The organism is Paenirhizobium daejeonense (assembly GCF_014280875.1).
In the GTDB taxonomy this organism is placed as follows: Bacteria; Pseudomonadota; Alphaproteobacteria; order Rhizobiales; family Rhizobiaceae; genus Allorhizobium; species Allorhizobium daejeonense.
On the sequence record NZ_JACLAL010000008.1, the window covers coordinates 96,834 to 111,950 of the forward strand.

The window sequence follows — 15,117 nt, forward strand, 5'->3', positions numbered from 1 at the left end:
GCCATATTGCTATGTGAGCGCCGGAGGGAATAACGGTTGCATATTCGTCGCGGTGCCGGAGCGGCTGTCGCCCCAAAAGCCAAGCTTGGCGTCCGTTTGTTAACCATGGCCGACTTAAAGCATGGTTTTCGTTTGAACTGGAAACGGTAGGAAAGATGTCGAAGAAATCTGGAATTGTCGATTTGTCACGCCGCGCGATCCTGCGCGGTGCCGCAGCAGCAGGTGCCGCAGCAATCGCCGGCCAGGCCGTTGCACAGACGGCAGTCGACGAGCTGATCAGCGCGCCGCGACGCGGCAACTGGGATGATCAGTTCGACGCCCAGGCTTCCCGCGCGACGGCGAGCGTCGTGTCGAACACTCCCATGCTGAGCGGCAGCAACCTCTTCAACTTCCAGGATGCGATCCAGAACTATCAGGCCATCGTTTCTAACGGCGGTTGGCCACAGGTTACGCCTGCCGTCAAGCTGAAGATCGGTGTCGTCGATCCGTCAGTCCAGCAGTTGCGCCAGCGTCTGATGATTTCGGGCGACCTTGATCGCGGCGCTGGCATGTCCAACTCCTTCGACACCTATGTCGATGGTGCCGTGAAGCGTTTCCAGGCCCGCCACGGCCTGCCGGAAGACGGCGTTCTCGGCGAGTTCTCGCTGAAGGCCCTTAACGTCTCAGCCGATACTCGACTGATGCAGCTCAACGTGAACCTGCAGCGACTGCAGGAGATGATGAGCAAGCAGCTCGAAAACCGCTACATCGTCGTCAACATTCCGGCAGCCTATGTTGAAGCGGTTGAAGGCGACCGCGTTGCGCTCCGCAATACTGCGATTGTCGGCCGTGACACCCGTCCGTCGCCGTTGGTGGATTCCAAGGTTTCCGACATCATCCTGAACCCCTACTGGACTGCGCCGCGCTCGATCGTCGAAAAGGACATTGTGCCGCTGATGCGCAAGGATCCGACCTATCTGTCGCGCAATAACATCCGCCTGATCGACGGCAAGGGCAACGAGGTGTCGCCGGAAAGCATTGACTGGTTCGCGCCCAAGGCACCGAACCTGATGTTCCGACAGGACCCGGGCAAGATCAACGCCATGTCCTCGACGAAAATCAACTTCCCGAGCCCGGAAGCGGTCTATATGCACGACACGCCGACCCAGGGCCTGTTCAACAAGCTGATGCGTTTCGAATCCTCCGGCTGTGTACGCGTTCAGAACGTGCGCGACCTCATCGTCTGGGTGCTGAAGAACACCCCCGGCTGGAACCGCCAGGAAATCGAGCGTGTGATCGCAAGCCGCGTCAATACGCCGATCAAGGTGACGGACGAAGTCGGCGTGCATTGGGTATACCTGACCGCTTGGTCGGCGAAGGATGGCGTCGTTCAGTTCCGTGACGATATTTACGGAAAAGACGGCAACGCCCAGCTCGCGCTGCAGACCAATATCGGCGTCGAGCAGGTCTCCGGTTCCGTCGAAGACGATATCCTGCCGCAATAACAGCGAATTTTCGGCCGCCTCCATTACCCTGGGAGCGGCCGGTTAGTTTCGTTATGGTTAATATACGCTTATCGGGTGACGAATAATAATCGTTAAAAATTTGTTAAAATTTTCGGTTGTGTAAACCGGATCCCGAAAATATCATCTGCGCAGCCGTTTGTTTTTGAGTTGGAGGCTGTGCGCAGATGGATATGAGCAGCTCGAGCCGGAAAGTTAGCATTCCGGCATCAGCCCTTCAGGGCAGTCTCAGGGACTATCGGGCGCCGACCGGTCCCGATCTCGTTGGCCGAACAGACGGCTTCTTCGAATGGCAGGATCTGCGCCGACGCAATGACGTATGGCCGTATGCCCGTTCGACCGAAACTGCGCCCGCGACCTATTGTAAGGTGCGTTCTGATTCCGATCGGAGCTTCCAGGGTATCAATTTCGCGTCTCAGGATTATCTCAGTCTTTCTTCACACCCGCGCATCAAGCGTGCCGCAATTGAGGCCGTCGAGCGCTATGGAGTGCATAGCGCCGGGTCTGCAGCTCTCCTTGGCAACACCGCCAACTCGCTTGATCTCGAAGCGAAGTTCTCGGACTTCCTCGGGGGCAGGGAGGTCGTGCTCTATCCGACCGGCTGGTCCGCAGGTTTTGCGTCTGTGCAGGGCTTTGTCCGGCCCGAAGATCATGTGGTCATGGACGTTCTCGCCCATTCCTGCCTACAGGAAGGTGCGCGCGCAGCTACCCAGAACATCCATCATTTCGCCCATCTTAACACCAGTGCCGTCATCCGCCGGTTGAGCAGGATCCGCGAAAAGTCTCCGGATGTCGGTATCCTGGTGGTGACAGAAAGCCTGTTCTCCATGCACGCCGACATGCCGGACTTTGCCGGTCTGCGTCAGGCCTGCGATACCTATGGCGCGACGCTTCTCATCGATTGCGCCCACGATCTTGGCGCTATGGGGCCGGGCGGCCTTGGCAATCTCGGTTCGGCTGGATTGCTCGATGCTGCCGATATCCTCATTGGTAGCTTCTCCAAGAGCTTTGCATCGAACGGAGGTTTCGTTTCGGTAAAGACCCGCGCTGCGGCGGAATATCTGAAATACTTCAGCGCCACGCAGACCTTTTCCAATGCGCTTTCGCCGGTTCAGGCCGCAGTCGTGGGTACAGCGCTCGACATCATCCGCTCGGATGAAGGTGAAGAACGGCGCCAGCGGCTGATGGACAACATTCTCTATCTCCGTAAAACCGTTGAAAACACAGGGCTTCGCGCACTGGGAATTCCATCGCCGATTGTTCCTGTTTTCGTCGGCAGTGAGGCGCTGGGACGGCTGATCTCTCGCCGCATGCCTGATTTCGGCGGTATTGCCAACCTGGTGGAATACCCGGCCGTTCCCAAGGCGGAATCCCGCTTCCGTTTCCAGGTGATGGCGGATCACACCCGCTCCGATGTCGATCGTGTCGTTGTGGCACTCGGCTCGGCGCTCGAGGCGGCGCGTACCGATCTCGAACTTTGCGTGACCGTTGACCAAAGCCCATTAAAATTATTGGGCACTTCAACTTCCGCGGCTGCTTGAGCGACGGCTTATATTCTTTTTGTTATGCGTAGATAGCGTCTGTTTGCCTTTTTTGGCATCAAACGCTGATGTTAGCAGCGTTTAACAATTGAATTTACTGTTTGGAAACACATTTCACACAGAGTTGACCAGCTCTGCGGTTGAAAGGCTGTGGCATGACACTTGTTTCCCGGCTCGAGGCGGCCATCGACTGGCTGACGCCGGCGCATCTGAAAGAAGATGTGCATACGCGCAAGCGTGTCCGCATGTTCTTGATCAGTCACATGTTCGGCCCCATAACCGGTGCGCCGATTCCCTTGAGCCTTTTTGTTATCGATCCTGCCCCTTATCCGCAGGTGCCGATCCTTGCCGCATCGATCTTTGGCTTCTGGTTGTTCCTGCCGCTGATCAAGCTGTTTCCACGCGGCTATGGTGTGCTCTCCCAGCTGTCGATCCTCAATCTGAATTTTGCAATTCTTTGGGGCTCCTATCACTATGGGGGCGCGAGTTCGCCTTTTCTGATGTGGTATGTTGTCATGCCGATGCTTGCCTTCTTCTATATGGGGGCGACACTGGTGACGCGCGTGGCGGTGTTGTCCCAGCTCATGCTCGGCCTGTCGGTTTTCGTCGCAGCCTATATTCTGCAGGGCGAGCGCTTCCCCGATAACATTCCGCTTGAGAACATGGTCTATGCGGGGATGATCTCCGCCTTCAGCGCAACTATCTACGCCTTCTTCATGGCGAGTTATTACGCCAGCGTGGTCGACAGCCAGTCGGAGTTGATCAAGGAGATCTCCCGCCACGAAAAGACACTCGAGGAACTCACGGAAGCCAAGGAGGAAATGGAGCAGGCCAACGCCGCTCTGGTGATTGCCAAGAACCTCGCGGAGGCCCGCAACCGCGAACTCGAGGCGACGAGGGCGAGCCTCGAATACAATGCCCTGCACGACGCGCTCACCGGGCTTCCGAACCGGCGCTATCTCGATAATGTCATGGCCCAGTATGCTGAATCATGCCGTCGCGACGGCACGGGCGTGGCCTTGCTGCATGTGGATCTCGACCGATTCAAGCAGATCAACGACACGCTCGGTCACACGGCGGGCGATGAGATGCTTATCCACGTTGCGAGACTCATCAAGGCCGTCGTGGGAGAGGGCGATTTCATTGCTCGTGTTGGCGGGGACGAATTTGTTATCGTCAGCCACGTGGATGAGGATAACAATGAGGCGCTTTCTGCCAAGGCCGATGAACTGATCGAGAAGATACGCCAACCCGTTCCGTATCAGGGGCATCTCTGCCGCGTCGGTGCCAGCATCGGCATCGCGGTCGCCATGGGGGAAAACATCGATCCGAAGAGCCTTCTGGTCAACTCCGATATCGCACTCTACCGCGTCAAGCAGCGCGCCAAGGGGCATAGCGAATTCTTCTCCGAGGAGATCCAGCGCGAGATCGTAGACACCAAACGGACGGCGGACGACATCCTGCGCGGCATCGAGCAGAAGGAATTTATCAGTTTCTATCAACCGCAATTTGATGCGCGCACTCACGAGATCGTCGGTGTCGAAGCGCTGGTGCGCTGGAACCATCCTGCCAAGGGCATTCTGCCACCGTCGCACTTCCTCGGAATCGCCGAGGATCTCAATGTGCTCAGCACCATCGACGCCATTATCCTGGATCGCGCCATCGCCGATCTGGAACGATGGAACGGCAGGGGCTTTACGGTTCCCAAGGTGGCTGTGAACGTTTCGGCTCGCCGGCTGAACGATCGCCAGTTGCTCGACAATCTGCGTGCGCTGCAAATCAAGCCCGGCACAGTCTCGTTCGAACTGGTGGAATCGGTCTTCCTCGATGAAACCGATGAGTCGATCTCCTCAAATATCGAGCAGATAAAGGAACTCGGGATCGAGATCGAGATCGATGATTTCGGCACCGGCTACGCCTCCATCGTCAGTCTGCTCAAGCTCAATCCCAAACGTTTGAAGATCGACCGCCAGTTCGTTGCGCCGGTGCTCGTTTCAATCGAGAAGCGCAGACTGGTTTCCTCGATCATCGATATGGGCAAGTCGCTCGGCATCGAAGTGATCGCGGAGGGCGTCGAGACGATGGAACAGGCGCACATTCTCAAGGAACTTGGGTGTGACGTGTTGCAGGGCTATGCCTTCGCAAAACCGATGAGCGCTGCCGATTTGGAGCGATTCGTCGAACAGCATCAGTGGCGCAAGGCCTCCTGATCCTCACTTCTTTTTCGATTTCTGGTCAGCAGGCAGCGTGTCATCGCTCTTTGATGCGCAAATGTCGCGTCCCGTATTGCCCTTGACCATCGGGGACGTTAAGACCCCTTGGCATCAACCCGTCAGGAGCATTCAATCATGTCGAACACAGATGCCTTCTTCTCCCGTCCGCTTGCCGAGACCGATCCGGAAATCTTCGGCGCGATCGAGAAGGAACTGGGTCGCCAACGTCACGAAATCGAGCTGATCGCCTCGGAAAATATCGTATCCCGTGCAGTCCTTGAGGCGCAGGGTTCGATCATGACGAACAAGTATGCCGAAGGGTATCCGGGCAAGCGCTATTACGGCGGCTGCCAATTTGTCGATATAGCCGAAGAACTGGCGATCGAACGCGCCAAGAAGCTGTTCGGCGTCAACTTCGCCAACGTTCAGCCGAATTCCGGTTCACAGATGAACCAGGCGGTCTTCCTTGCTCTGCTGCAGCCAGGTGACACCTTCATGGGCCTCGACCTGAATTCCGGGGGGCACCTGACGCATGGTTCGCCGGTCAACATGTCGGGCAAGTGGTTCAACGTCGTTTCTTACGGCGTGCGTGAAGGCGACAACCTGCTCGACATGGATGCCGTTGCCGAAAAGGCTCGCACCCACAAGCCGAAGCTGATCATCGCCGGCGGTACCGCCTATTCCCGTATCTGGGACTGGAAGCGCTTCCGCGAGATTGCCGATGAAGTCGGCGCATACCTGATGGTCGACATGGCCCACATCGCCGGCCTCGTTGCCGGTGGCCAGCATCCGTCGCCGTTCCCGCATTGTCACGTCGCCACTACTACGACGCACAAGTCGCTCCGCGGCCCGCGCGGCGGCGTCATTCTGACGAACGACGAGGATCTGGCGAAGAAGTTCAATTCCGCTGTATTCCCCGGCCTGCAAGGCGGTCCGTTGATGCACATCATCGCCGCCAAGGCCGTTGCCTTCGGTGAAGCGTTGCAGCCGGAATTCAAGGATTACGCGGCCCAGATCGTCAAGAACGCCAAGGCGCTGTCCGAGACCCTGGTTGCCGGCGGCCTCGACATCGTATCGGGCGGCACGGACAACCACCTGATGCTGGTCGACCTTCGCAAGAAGAACGCCACCGGCAAGCGGGCAGAAGCAGCGCTTGGTCGCGGGTACATCACCTGCAACAAGAACGGCATTCCGTTCGACCCCGAAAAGCCCTTCGTCACCTCCGGTGTTCGTCTCGGCACGCCTGCCGGCACGACCCGTGGCTTCAAGGAAGCGGAATTCAAGGAAATCGGCAACCTCATCATCGAAGTTCTCGATGGCCTGAAGGTCGCGAATTCCGACGAAGGCAATGCCGCGGTCGAAGCTTCCGTCCGGGAAAAGGTGGTCGCGCTGACCGGCCGCTTCCCGATGTATCCTTACATGTAAGGAAGACGCATGCGCTGTCCCTTCTGCGGTTCAGACGATACCCAGGTCAAGGATTCCCGTCCGGCGGAGGATAACACCTCCATCCGCCGGCGGAGGATTTGTCCGGATTGCGGCGGTCGTTTCACCACCTTCGAACGGGTGCAGCTCCGCGAGCTCATGGTCGTCAAGAAGACCGGTCGCAAGGTGCCCTTCGATCGCAACAAGCTTGTGCGCTCGTTCCAGATCGCGCTGCGCAAGAGGCCGGTCGACAACGATCGCATCGAGCGTGCGGTCTCCGGCATTGTCCGCAGGCTTGAAAGCTCGGGCGAGACGGAAATTCCCTCTGAGGAAATCGGGCTGCAGGTGCTTGAGGCGCTGAAAAGCCTCGATGACGTCGGCTTTGTCCGTTACGCCTCCGTCTATCGCGACTTCTCTCATGCGGAAGATTTCGAGCAGGTGATCGCAGAGATCAATGCGAAGATCTCCCGCGATAGCGGCATGGAGTGATCCTTGGCCGCGGCGCCCGATGACGAGCGCTTCATGGCGGCCGCGATCCGCCTGTCCCAGTGGAATCTCGGACGTACCTCTACAAATCCTTCCGTTGGCTGCGTGATCGTCAGGGACGGCGTCATCGTCGGCCGTGGCGTCACGGCTGAAGGCGGGCGGCCCCATGCCGAACCGCAGGCTCTCGCCGATGCGGGAGAAAAGGCGAGGGGGGCGACTGCCTATGTCACCCTTGAGCCGTGCTCGCATCACGGCAAGACACCGCCCTGCGCCGAGGCGCTGATAGCCGGCGGCGTCGCACGCGTGGTCGTTTCCGTGACCGATCCGGACGAACGGGTGTCGGGGCGGGGGCTCGGCATGCTGGAGGCGGCCGGCATAGAAGTTGAAAGCGGTGTTCTGGAAGAGGAGGGGCGGAAGGCGCTCACGGGTTACCTCACCCGCCAGACGAAGGGCCGCCCGCAAGTGATTCTGAAGCTTGCCGTTTCCCAGGATGGGATGATCGGCCGTGAAGGAGAGGGGCAGGTGGCGATCACCGGTCCTGTGGCCCGCGCCCAGGTGCAGATGCTTCGCGCCGAAACCGATGCTATCCTCGTCGGAATTGGAACCGCGCTGGCTGATGATCCCGAACTCACCGTCCGTCTCCCAGGACTTCAGCAACTTTCGCCCATCCGGGTGATTTTGGATCGCAGGCTCGAATTGCCGCTTGGTTCGAAGTTGGTGAAAACGGCGAACGAGCTTCCCGTCATCTGCATTGCGGGACCAGGTGATGACGGCGCCTTGTCAGGCCGTCGCGAGGCGCTTCGTGCTGCCGGCGTGGAGGTCCTGCAATCGGAGGATCTCGGGGCATTATTGTTTGCTCTCGCTGCCCGCGGCACTTCTTCCCTTCTGGTGGAGGGGGGCGCTCAGATCGCCCGGTCCTTCCTCGATCTGGGAGTGATTGACGAAATCTGGCTCTTTCGTGGCGATGTCGTCGTCGGGACGGGCGGTATACCCTCTCCAGTAACTCCGGCGAGGTTGCCACCGGAGTTTGTCCTGGAGCGATCGCTCGCTCTCGGACCGGATCGTCTGGAGATCTTCCGCCGTCCCGACTGACGCAGGCTGTTCTGCTGCGTTAACGCCAGAACAGCATGATCAGAATGATGAGTGGAATCGGTACACCGATAAGCCAGAGCAATATGCCGCGACCCATTTGAAATCCTCCCTTGTCTGTGGCGGTAGCAACGGCTGCGCTGCCTCCGTCATGTGGTGGTGACTGAGGGCTAAAGGCTTGGGCCGAGGATTTTGTTCCGAAAAATGATGGTCCGCGGGAGAACGTGGAACCTCGTCACAGATGCTCGCTCAGCTAAAAACGCTTGCCATTGGCGATGCGCCGTGGTTTGACCCCACTGACTGGCCAATGGCCGCACTCTCTTTGAAAAACCGGGATCGTAATCATGGCAAAGAAGAAATCCGCACCCCATCTTCTGATCGTCGAGGCGCGATTCTACGATGATATGGCAGACGCGCTTCTGGAAGGCGCAACCTTTGCCCTCAAGGAAGCGGGAGCGACCTATGACGTCGTGACCGTTCCTGGTGCACTCGAAATTCCGCCGGCAATTGCCATGGCGCTCGATGCGGCGGATGAGGATGGCACCGTTTACGACGGCTTCGTCGCGCTCGGTCTGGTCATTCGTGGCGAAACCTATCATTTCGATATCGTCGCGAACGAATCCTCGCGCGCTATCATGGATCTTGCTGTCTCCGAATCGCTTCCGATCGGCAACGGCATCCTGACGGTAGAGAACGACGACCAGGCCTGGGCCCGCGTTCGCCGTTCCGACAAGGACAAGGGTGGCTTCGCCGCTCGCGCTGCGCTGACGATGATAGCGCTGAAAGAAAAACTGGGTAACTGACGCAACATGTCGAAGGAAGAAAACCAGCCGGTGAAATCCGCCAACCAGCGCGGGGCAGCGCGCCTTGCCGCTGTGCAGGCGCTGTACCAGATGGATATTGGTGGCACCGGCGTACTTGAAGTGGTAGCCGAATACGAAGCCCACCGTCTCGGTCAGGAGATCGATGGCGATACCTACCTGAAGGCCGATCCCTCCTGGTTCCGCTCCATCGTCGCGGGCGTCGTGCGTGACCAGAAGACCATCGATCCTATGATCCGACAGGCTCTGCAGGACGACTGGGCGCTTTCGCGCATCGACAGCACTGTTCGCGCCATTCTGCGTGCCGGTACGTTCGAGCTGCTTGAGCGCAAGGATGTGCCGATTGCTGTGATCGTCACGGAATATGTCGAGATCGCCCGCGCATTTTTCGAGCAGGATGAGCCGAAGCTCGTCAATGCAGTCCTCGACCGCATCGCCAAGCAGGTGCGCGCTCCGGCAAATAAATAATCTGAAGGACTGACGGGAATGACTGCTGCTGAGCCTAGGGGGTTGGAAGGCCAGTTGCGGTCTGCCAGACGCAATGTCTTTCTCCTCGCCGCGGCGCAGTCCATTCTGGGCTCGGCTGCTCCGCTCAGCTTTGCGGTTGGCGGCCTCGCAGGTTTCCAGCTTCTTGGACTGGACAAGTCCCTGGCCACAGCGCCGCTCACCGGGTTCAACGTCGGCGTAGCGCTCGGTGCGATCGTCGTTGCGGTCGCCTCGCGCTTTTTGGGCCGACGTGAAAGCTTCATGCTCGGCGCCATGATGGGAGCTACCGGTGGCGCGGTGGCGGCACTCGCGCTCTTCCGCTCCGATTTCTGGCTCTTTGCTTTCGGCCTGATGCTGATCGGTCTTTCGGGCGGCTTCACCCAGAAGATCCGCTTCGCCGCTGCCGATGCCTCGCCGAGCTTCTACAAGGGCAAGGCCATCTCCTGGATCCTGGCCGGCGGTATCGTATCGGCGATTGTCGGGCCGCAGCTCGCCATCTGGCTGAAGGATGCGATGGCCCCGGTCACCTTCGCCGGTGCGTTCATCGGTCTGGTACCGTTGATGCTGCTGGCGATCGTGGTTCTGGCCTTCCTGAAGCTGCCCGACGCGGTCGGAAAAATCGGCGAGAACGGCGAACCGGCTAGGCCGCTGCGCGAAATCGTCACCAACCAGCGCTTCATCACCGGCATGATCTGCGGCATCAGTTCTTATGCGCTGATGACCTTCATGATGACCGGCGCGCCGCTTGCCATGGTGATCGGCTGCGGTTTTTCCTCCGAACTCGCGACGCTCGGCATCCAGTGGCATGTCATCGCCATGTTCGCCCCGAGCTTCTTTACCGGCATGCTGATCTCCCGTTTCGGTACGGAGAAGGTTGTCGCCGCGGGTCTCCTCATTCTGATGGCCTGTGCAATCGTCGCGCACATGGGGGTTGAACTCTGGAATTTCTGGGGTGCGCTGGTGCTGCTCGGCGTCGGCTGGAATTTCGGCTTCATCGGCGCAACCGCGATCGTCGCTTCCAGCTATCGGCCGCATGAGGCCGACAAGGTGCAAGGCTTCCACGATATTATCCTGTTCAGCACCGTGGCGCTTTCCTCCTTTTCTTCCGGCAAGGTTTTCACGGCATTCGGCTGGTCTGTCATGAACCTCGTCGTCTGGCCCGTTACCATCGTCTGCCTCATCCTGGTTGTCCTGCAGATGCGCGCAACTGCTGCCGCAAGGAAAGGTTGAGCCTCCAGTCCTGCGACACCAGCGGGACTTGACGTAAAGGAAAGCGCGAAGCAATCTCGCCCCAAGCCGGACGACCTCGGAGGAGGGGGCCGAGTCCGGATGTCACCGCCCGCGAGGAGTGAGGCGCGGGCAATACGGGAGGGTATTGCGAATGACGGTTCTACCAGTTGTTATTTTATGCGGTCTTCTGTCTGTGGCCTATGCGATCTGGGCCACGCGCTCCGTGCTGGCGGCCGATCAGGGCAACGCACGCATGCAGGAGATTGCGGGCTATATTCGTGAAGGCGCCCAGGCCTACCTCGCTCGCCAGTATCTGACGATTGCCATCGTGGGTGCCGTTGTTTTCATTGCCGCCTGGATCCTTCTTTCCCCGACTGCCGCGATCGGCTTTCTGATCGGTGCGGTGCTTTCCGGCGCGGCCGGCTTCATCGGCATGCATGTCTCGGTCCGCGCCAATGTGCGCACCGCGCAGGCCTCTTCCCAGAGCCTTTCGGCCGGTCTCGACATCGCCTTCAAGTCAGGTGCCATCACCGGCATGCTGGTGGCCGGTCTCGCACTTCTCGGTGTCTCCATCTATTTCTACATTCTGACCGCGATACTCGGTCATGAGAGCGGTTCCCGTGAGGTTATCGATTCACTCGTAGCCCTTGGTTTCGGCGCTTCGCTAATATCGATTTTCGCCCGTCTCGGCGGCGGTATCTTCACCAAGGGCGCCGACGTTGGCGGCGATTTGGTGGGCAAGGTCGAAGCCGGTATTCCGGAAGACGACCCGCGCAATCCGGCAACCATTGCCGATAACGTCGGCGACAATGTCGGCGACTGCGCCGGCATGGCGGCCGACCTGTTTGAAACCTATGCGGTATCCGTCGTCGCCACGATGGTTCTGGCCGCGATCTTCTTCGCCGGTTCGCCGACGCTCGATATCGCGATGACCTATCCGCTGGCAATTTGCGGCGCCTGCATCGTCACCTCGATCATCGGCACCTTCTTCGTCAAGCTCGGCACCAACGGCTCGATCATGGGAGCACTCTACAAAGGGCTGATCGTAACCGGCATCCTGTCGATTCTCGGTCTCGGCGCTGCCACGTCGCTGACCATCGGCTGGGGTTCCGTCGGCACCGTTGGAGGTCAGGACATTACGGGGTGGAATCTGTTCATCTGCGGCATTCTCGGTCTCGTTGTGACGGCCCTGATTGTCGTCATCACCGAATTCTACACCGGCACCAACAAGCGGCCGGTCAACTCGATCGCGCAGGCTTCCGTGACCGGCCACGGCACCAACGTCATCCAGGGGCTTGCTGTTTCGCTGGAATCAACGGCACTTCCGGCAATCGTCATCGTCGGCGGCATCATCGCCACCTTCCAGCTTGCCGGCCTGTTCGGCACGGCAATCGCCGTCACCACCATGCTCGGCCTTGCCGGCATGATCGTGGCGCTCGATGCATTCGGTCCCGTGACCGACAATGCAGGCGGTATCGCGGAAATGTCGCACCTGCCGCCGGAAGTCCGCAAATCCACCGATGCGCTCGACGCGGTCGGCAATACCACCAAGGCGGTAACCAAGGGCTATGCGATCGGCTCGGCGGGCCTTGGCGCTCTTGTGCTCTTTGCCGCCTATTCCAACGACCTGCAGTATTTTGCTGCCAACAGCGATAAATACCCGTATTTTTCGGGTATCGGGGATATTTCCTTCAGTCTGTCCAATCCCTATGTCGTGGCCGGTCTGATCTTCGGCGGCCTCATTCCCTATCTCTTCGGCGGTATCGCCATGACGGCGGTGGGTCGAGCCGCAGGCTCGATCGTCGAGGAGGTGCGGCGCCAGTTCAAGGAGAAGCCCGGCATCATGCAGGGCACGGAACGGCCGGACTATGGCCGCGCCGTCGACATGCTGACCAAGGCCGCGATCCGCGAAATGATCGTTCCGTCATTGCTCCCGGTGCTGGCTCCGCTCGTCGTCTATTTCGGTGTGCTACTGATTTCCGGCTCCAAGGCCTCGGCTTTTGCGGCACTCGGTGCCTCGCTGCTTGGCGTCATCGTCAACGGTCTCTTCGTGGCAATTTCCATGACCTCGGGCGGCGGTGCCTGGGACAACGCCAAGAAGAGCTTCGAGGACGGCTTCATCGACAAGGATGGCGTCAAGCACCTGAAGGGATCGGACGCCCACAAGGCATCCGTTACCGGTGACACGGTGGGAGATCCCTACAAGGATACCGCCGGCCCGGCCGTAAACCCGGCGATCAAGATCACCAATATCGTCGCGCTTCTGCTGCTGGCCGTGCTGGCCGGCTGACGACAGATCACTTCTTCAATAAAAAAACCGCGGAATGAAGTTCCGCGGTTTTCTTTTGTCGTCTGCCGAGCGATCAATTGCCGCCAAGCATGTTCTTGATGCTATTGGCTGCGCCGCCGCCACCGGAAAGAACTTGCTGCAGGAAGGTGAGATCCTTGCCCCCTGTCGGAGTGGTGCGGGAAATCATGTCGAAGACCTTGCCGTCCTTCATGGTGTAGTTCGCACGTTGCGACACAACGCCATCCTTGTCGAAATAGATGGCGAGGATCTGCTGTTCCACCAACCGTTGTTTCATGAAGGCGGCCGAACGGGTGCGCGTCTGAGAAATGTAATAGAAGACTTCGCCATCGAAGGTGGCAGTCGTCGACGGGGTGCCGAGCGACAGGAGCACCTGTTCGCGGCTGGAGCCAACCGGTACGAGCTCAAGCGCGCTCTGGTCTACGACGTAACCATTGTGGAAGACTTCTTGGGTAGTGCAACCCGAAAGGCTCCCGACCGCCACAGCAAGCGCGACAGCAGTGCATCCGAGAACGTTTCTGTTCGATCTGAGGTACCGCATTTCCAACCGCAAGTCTCCCATGACTCTAAAGATGGACGTTTCGAAGAAACGCCCGCAAACCTGTTGCGCATACCATTGTGGCCTTTCCGGGGACGAACGGCCGGCCGCGACAAACTCGCTTTCGGTCCGGCGATCGGAGACCGGTGTTGCCTTGCCGGCTTGGCGCAGGCAGGCAGAAACGGCATTGCAATTCACGCCTGCTTCGGTAAACCAGCTTTCGCAATCATGCAACAACGGCATGGGCAGGTGGGCTTGTTCCCGCGGTTCTTTTTGGTGGAATTGGATGGTATTCGGCTTCTTTCGGCAGAAAAAGCATAACCGGCTCATTGTCGAGCGCCAGTATGCGTCGCTGACATCTATCGCTCGCACACCATTCTTTTATACAGATCTCGGTGTGCCCGACACAGTGATGGGTCGCTTCGAGATGCTGTCCGTGGTCCTGATTCTGTTCTTTCGCCGCACGGCCCGCTCGCCTCGTAGCGGACAGGAAATTGCCCAGGAAATCGTCGATGCCTTCTTTCAGGACGTCGATCATTCCATCCGGGAACTCGGCATCGGCGATCAGGGCGTGCCGAAGCGTATGAAGAAGCTTGCAGGCATGTTCTATGGTCGCCTTGAAGCCTATGCGGCTTGCCTGGATAAAGGTGCGCGCGAGGAGTTGGCGACGGCGCTTCGACGCAATATATACCCGGAAACGGTGGAGACCGCGCCTTCTATGCAGGGTCTGGCCAATTGGATGATCGAGGCTGAGGAAGCCTTGGCCGGTCTGGGCGAGGACGTGATCGAAACCGGATCCGCCCGATTTGTGGTTCCCGGAGGAACACACTGATATGACGACGAACAGGAAAGACGCCACCGGATTCACCTATCTGGTGAAGGTGGGGCATATCTCTGCCAACCCGGTGCAGGTGCATGTGGAAGCCGATGAGCGCGAATGCGTGTGGCTGGCTCGATTGTGGAAGGTGCTGGCGGTCAACCGGCTTGCAGCCGATCTTCAGATTGCCCGCTGGAAGAAGGACGGGGTACGTATCAAAGGACGAGTGACTGGGGAGATCGTACAGTCCTGTGTCGTGACGCTGGATCCCGTCACCACGGCGATTGACCAGGAGATCGACCAGATCTTCGTGCCGGAAGGTTCTAAGCTGGCGCGCATTGTAACTGACGAGGCCGGTGAGATGGTTCTCGACCCGGATGGTCCTGATTTGCCGGAGACCTTTTCCGGGGACGCCATCGACGCGGGTGCGCTGGTGGCAGAGTTTGCTGCACTTGCCATCGACCCTTATCCCCGCAAGCCCGGCGTGGATTTCGCAGGGCACCAGGAAGGTTCCGTTGAAGATGATCGGCGCCCTTCACCTTTCGCGGTGCTGAAGGACTGGAAAAAGGACTGAAGCGCTGCGGAAACCCTTTGAATTGGGTTGTGCGTGGCGGCAAAAACGGTATTTTGGCCGAAAATTTCGCCCGGCAGCGAAAAGAAGGAT

At 59.0% G+C, this 15,117-nt stretch carries 13 protein-coding genes; 12 read left to right on the forward strand and 1 reads right to left on the reverse strand.

Annotated elements, in window-relative coordinates:
* The first annotated feature begins 155 nt into the window (after window positions 1-155).
* The 10 genes from H4I99_RS19100 to H4I99_RS19145 all read left to right on the forward strand — a co-directional run bounded on the left by H4I99_RS19100 (window position 156) and on the right by H4I99_RS19145 (window position 13,080).
* Window positions 156-1,484: a L,D-transpeptidase family protein gene (locus H4I99_RS19100; RefSeq protein ID WP_163904750.1), complete on the forward strand. Its 1,329-nt coding sequence runs from the start codon at window positions 156-158 to the stop codon at window positions 1,482-1,484.
* Window positions 1,485-1,669: 185 nt separating this feature from the next.
* Window positions 1,670-3,043, forward strand: coding sequence for an aminotransferase class I/II-fold pyridoxal phosphate-dependent enzyme (locus tag H4I99_RS19105; RefSeq protein ID WP_163904752.1), 1,374 nt, complete (start codon window positions 1,670-1,672; stop codon window positions 3,041-3,043).
* Between the two features lie 155 nt (window positions 3,044-3,198).
* Window positions 3,199-5,253 (forward strand): putative bifunctional diguanylate cyclase/phosphodiesterase, encoded by a 2,055-nt coding sequence (locus H4I99_RS19110; RefSeq protein ID WP_163904754.1) that lies wholly within the window; start codon window positions 3,199-3,201, stop codon window positions 5,251-5,253.
* A gap of 138 nt (window positions 5,254-5,391) precedes the next feature.
* Window positions 5,392-6,681 carry a serine hydroxymethyltransferase gene (gene glyA / locus H4I99_RS19115; RefSeq protein ID WP_163904756.1) on the forward strand — a complete coding sequence of 430 codons (1,290 nt, stop codon included), beginning with the start codon at window positions 5,392-5,394 and terminating at the stop codon, window positions 6,679-6,681.
* A 9-nt stretch (window positions 6,682-6,690) separates the two neighbouring features.
* A complete protein-coding gene (gene nrdR / locus H4I99_RS19120) occupies window positions 6,691-7,167 on the forward strand; it encodes a transcriptional regulator NrdR (RefSeq protein ID WP_099057418.1) in 477 nt (158 codons plus the stop codon).
* A 3-nt stretch (window positions 7,168-7,170) separates the two neighbouring features.
* The gene (ribD, locus tag H4I99_RS19125) at window positions 7,171-8,256 is read left to right on the forward strand and encodes a bifunctional diaminohydroxyphosphoribosylaminopyrimidine deaminase/5-amino-6-(5-phosphoribosylamino)uracil reductase RibD (protein WP_163904758.1); all 1,086 of its coding nucleotides are present in this window, start codon (window positions 7,171-7,173) and stop codon (window positions 8,254-8,256) included.
* Between the two features lie 341 nt (window positions 8,257-8,597).
* Window positions 8,598-9,056, forward strand: a complete 459-nt coding sequence (gene ribH, locus H4I99_RS19130) for a 6,7-dimethyl-8-ribityllumazine synthase (RefSeq protein ID WP_163904760.1) — start codon at window positions 8,598-8,600, stop codon at window positions 9,054-9,056.
* A 6-nt stretch (window positions 9,057-9,062) separates the two neighbouring features.
* Window positions 9,063-9,542, forward strand: a complete 480-nt coding sequence (gene nusB, locus H4I99_RS19135; protein ID WP_163904762.1) for a transcription antitermination factor NusB — start codon at window positions 9,063-9,065, stop codon at window positions 9,540-9,542.
* Window positions 9,543-9,560: 18 nt separating this feature from the next.
* Window positions 9,561-10,790 (forward strand): MFS transporter, encoded by a 1,230-nt coding sequence (locus H4I99_RS19140; protein ID WP_163904764.1) that lies wholly within the window; start codon window positions 9,561-9,563, stop codon window positions 10,788-10,790.
* A 151-nt stretch (window positions 10,791-10,941) separates the two neighbouring features.
* Window positions 10,942-13,080 carry a sodium-translocating pyrophosphatase gene (locus H4I99_RS19145; protein ID WP_163904766.1) on the forward strand — a complete coding sequence of 713 codons (2,139 nt, stop codon included), beginning with the start codon at window positions 10,942-10,944 and terminating at the stop codon, window positions 13,078-13,080.
* 73 nt (window positions 13,081-13,153) lie between these two features.
* Here the strand turns inward: H4I99_RS19145 and H4I99_RS19150 are convergent, their stop codons facing one another.
* Window positions 13,154-13,651 (reverse strand): outer membrane protein assembly factor BamE, encoded by a 498-nt coding sequence (locus H4I99_RS19150; RefSeq protein WP_425314394.1) that lies wholly within the window; start codon window positions 13,649-13,651, stop codon window positions 13,154-13,156.
* 271 nt (window positions 13,652-13,922) lie between these two features.
* Here H4I99_RS19150 and H4I99_RS19155 point away from each other — a divergent pair, with 271 nt between their 5' ends.
* Window positions 13,923-14,468, forward strand: coding sequence for a ubiquinol-cytochrome C chaperone family protein (locus H4I99_RS19155; protein ID WP_163904767.1), 546 nt, complete (start codon window positions 13,923-13,925; stop codon window positions 14,466-14,468).
* Window position 14,469: 1 nt separating this feature from the next.
* Window positions 14,470-15,027 carry a YceD family protein gene (locus H4I99_RS19160; RefSeq protein ID WP_163904768.1) on the forward strand — a complete coding sequence of 186 codons (558 nt, stop codon included), beginning with the start codon at window positions 14,470-14,472 and terminating at the stop codon, window positions 15,025-15,027.
* The last annotated feature ends 90 nt before the right edge of the window (window positions 15,028-15,117 follow it).

What these genes read in the sequence shown, in the direction of transcription:
- H4I99_RS19100 (WP_163904750.1), top strand. Translation starts at nt 156, where the DNA reads ATGTCGAAGAAATCTGGAATTGTCGATTTGTCACGCCGCGCGATCCTG.
- H4I99_RS19105 (WP_163904752.1), top strand. Translation starts at nt 1,670, where the DNA reads ATGGATATGAGCAGCTCGAGCCGGAAAGTTAGCATTCCGGCATCAGCC.
- H4I99_RS19110 (WP_163904754.1), top strand. Translation starts at nt 3,199, where the DNA reads ATGACACTTGTTTCCCGGCTCGAGGCGGCCATCGACTGGCTGACGCCG.
- glyA (WP_163904756.1), top strand. Translation starts at nt 5,392, where the DNA reads ATGTCGAACACAGATGCCTTCTTCTCCCGTCCGCTTGCCGAGACCGAT.
- nrdR (WP_099057418.1), top strand. Translation starts at nt 6,691, where the DNA reads ATGCGCTGTCCCTTCTGCGGTTCAGACGATACCCAGGTCAAGGATTCC.
- ribH (WP_163904760.1), top strand. Translation starts at nt 8,598, where the DNA reads ATGGCAAAGAAGAAATCCGCACCCCATCTTCTGATCGTCGAGGCGCGA.
- nusB (WP_163904762.1), top strand. Translation starts at nt 9,063, where the DNA reads ATGTCGAAGGAAGAAAACCAGCCGGTGAAATCCGCCAACCAGCGCGGG.
- H4I99_RS19140 (WP_163904764.1), top strand. Translation starts at nt 9,561, where the DNA reads ATGACTGCTGCTGAGCCTAGGGGGTTGGAAGGCCAGTTGCGGTCTGCC.
- H4I99_RS19145 (WP_163904766.1), top strand. Translation starts at nt 10,942, where the DNA reads ATGACGGTTCTACCAGTTGTTATTTTATGCGGTCTTCTGTCTGTGGCC.
- H4I99_RS19155 (WP_163904767.1), top strand. Translation starts at nt 13,923, where the DNA reads ATGGTATTCGGCTTCTTTCGGCAGAAAAAGCATAACCGGCTCATTGTC.
- H4I99_RS19160 (WP_163904768.1), top strand. Translation starts at nt 14,470, where the DNA reads ATGACGACGAACAGGAAAGACGCCACCGGATTCACCTATCTGGTGAAG.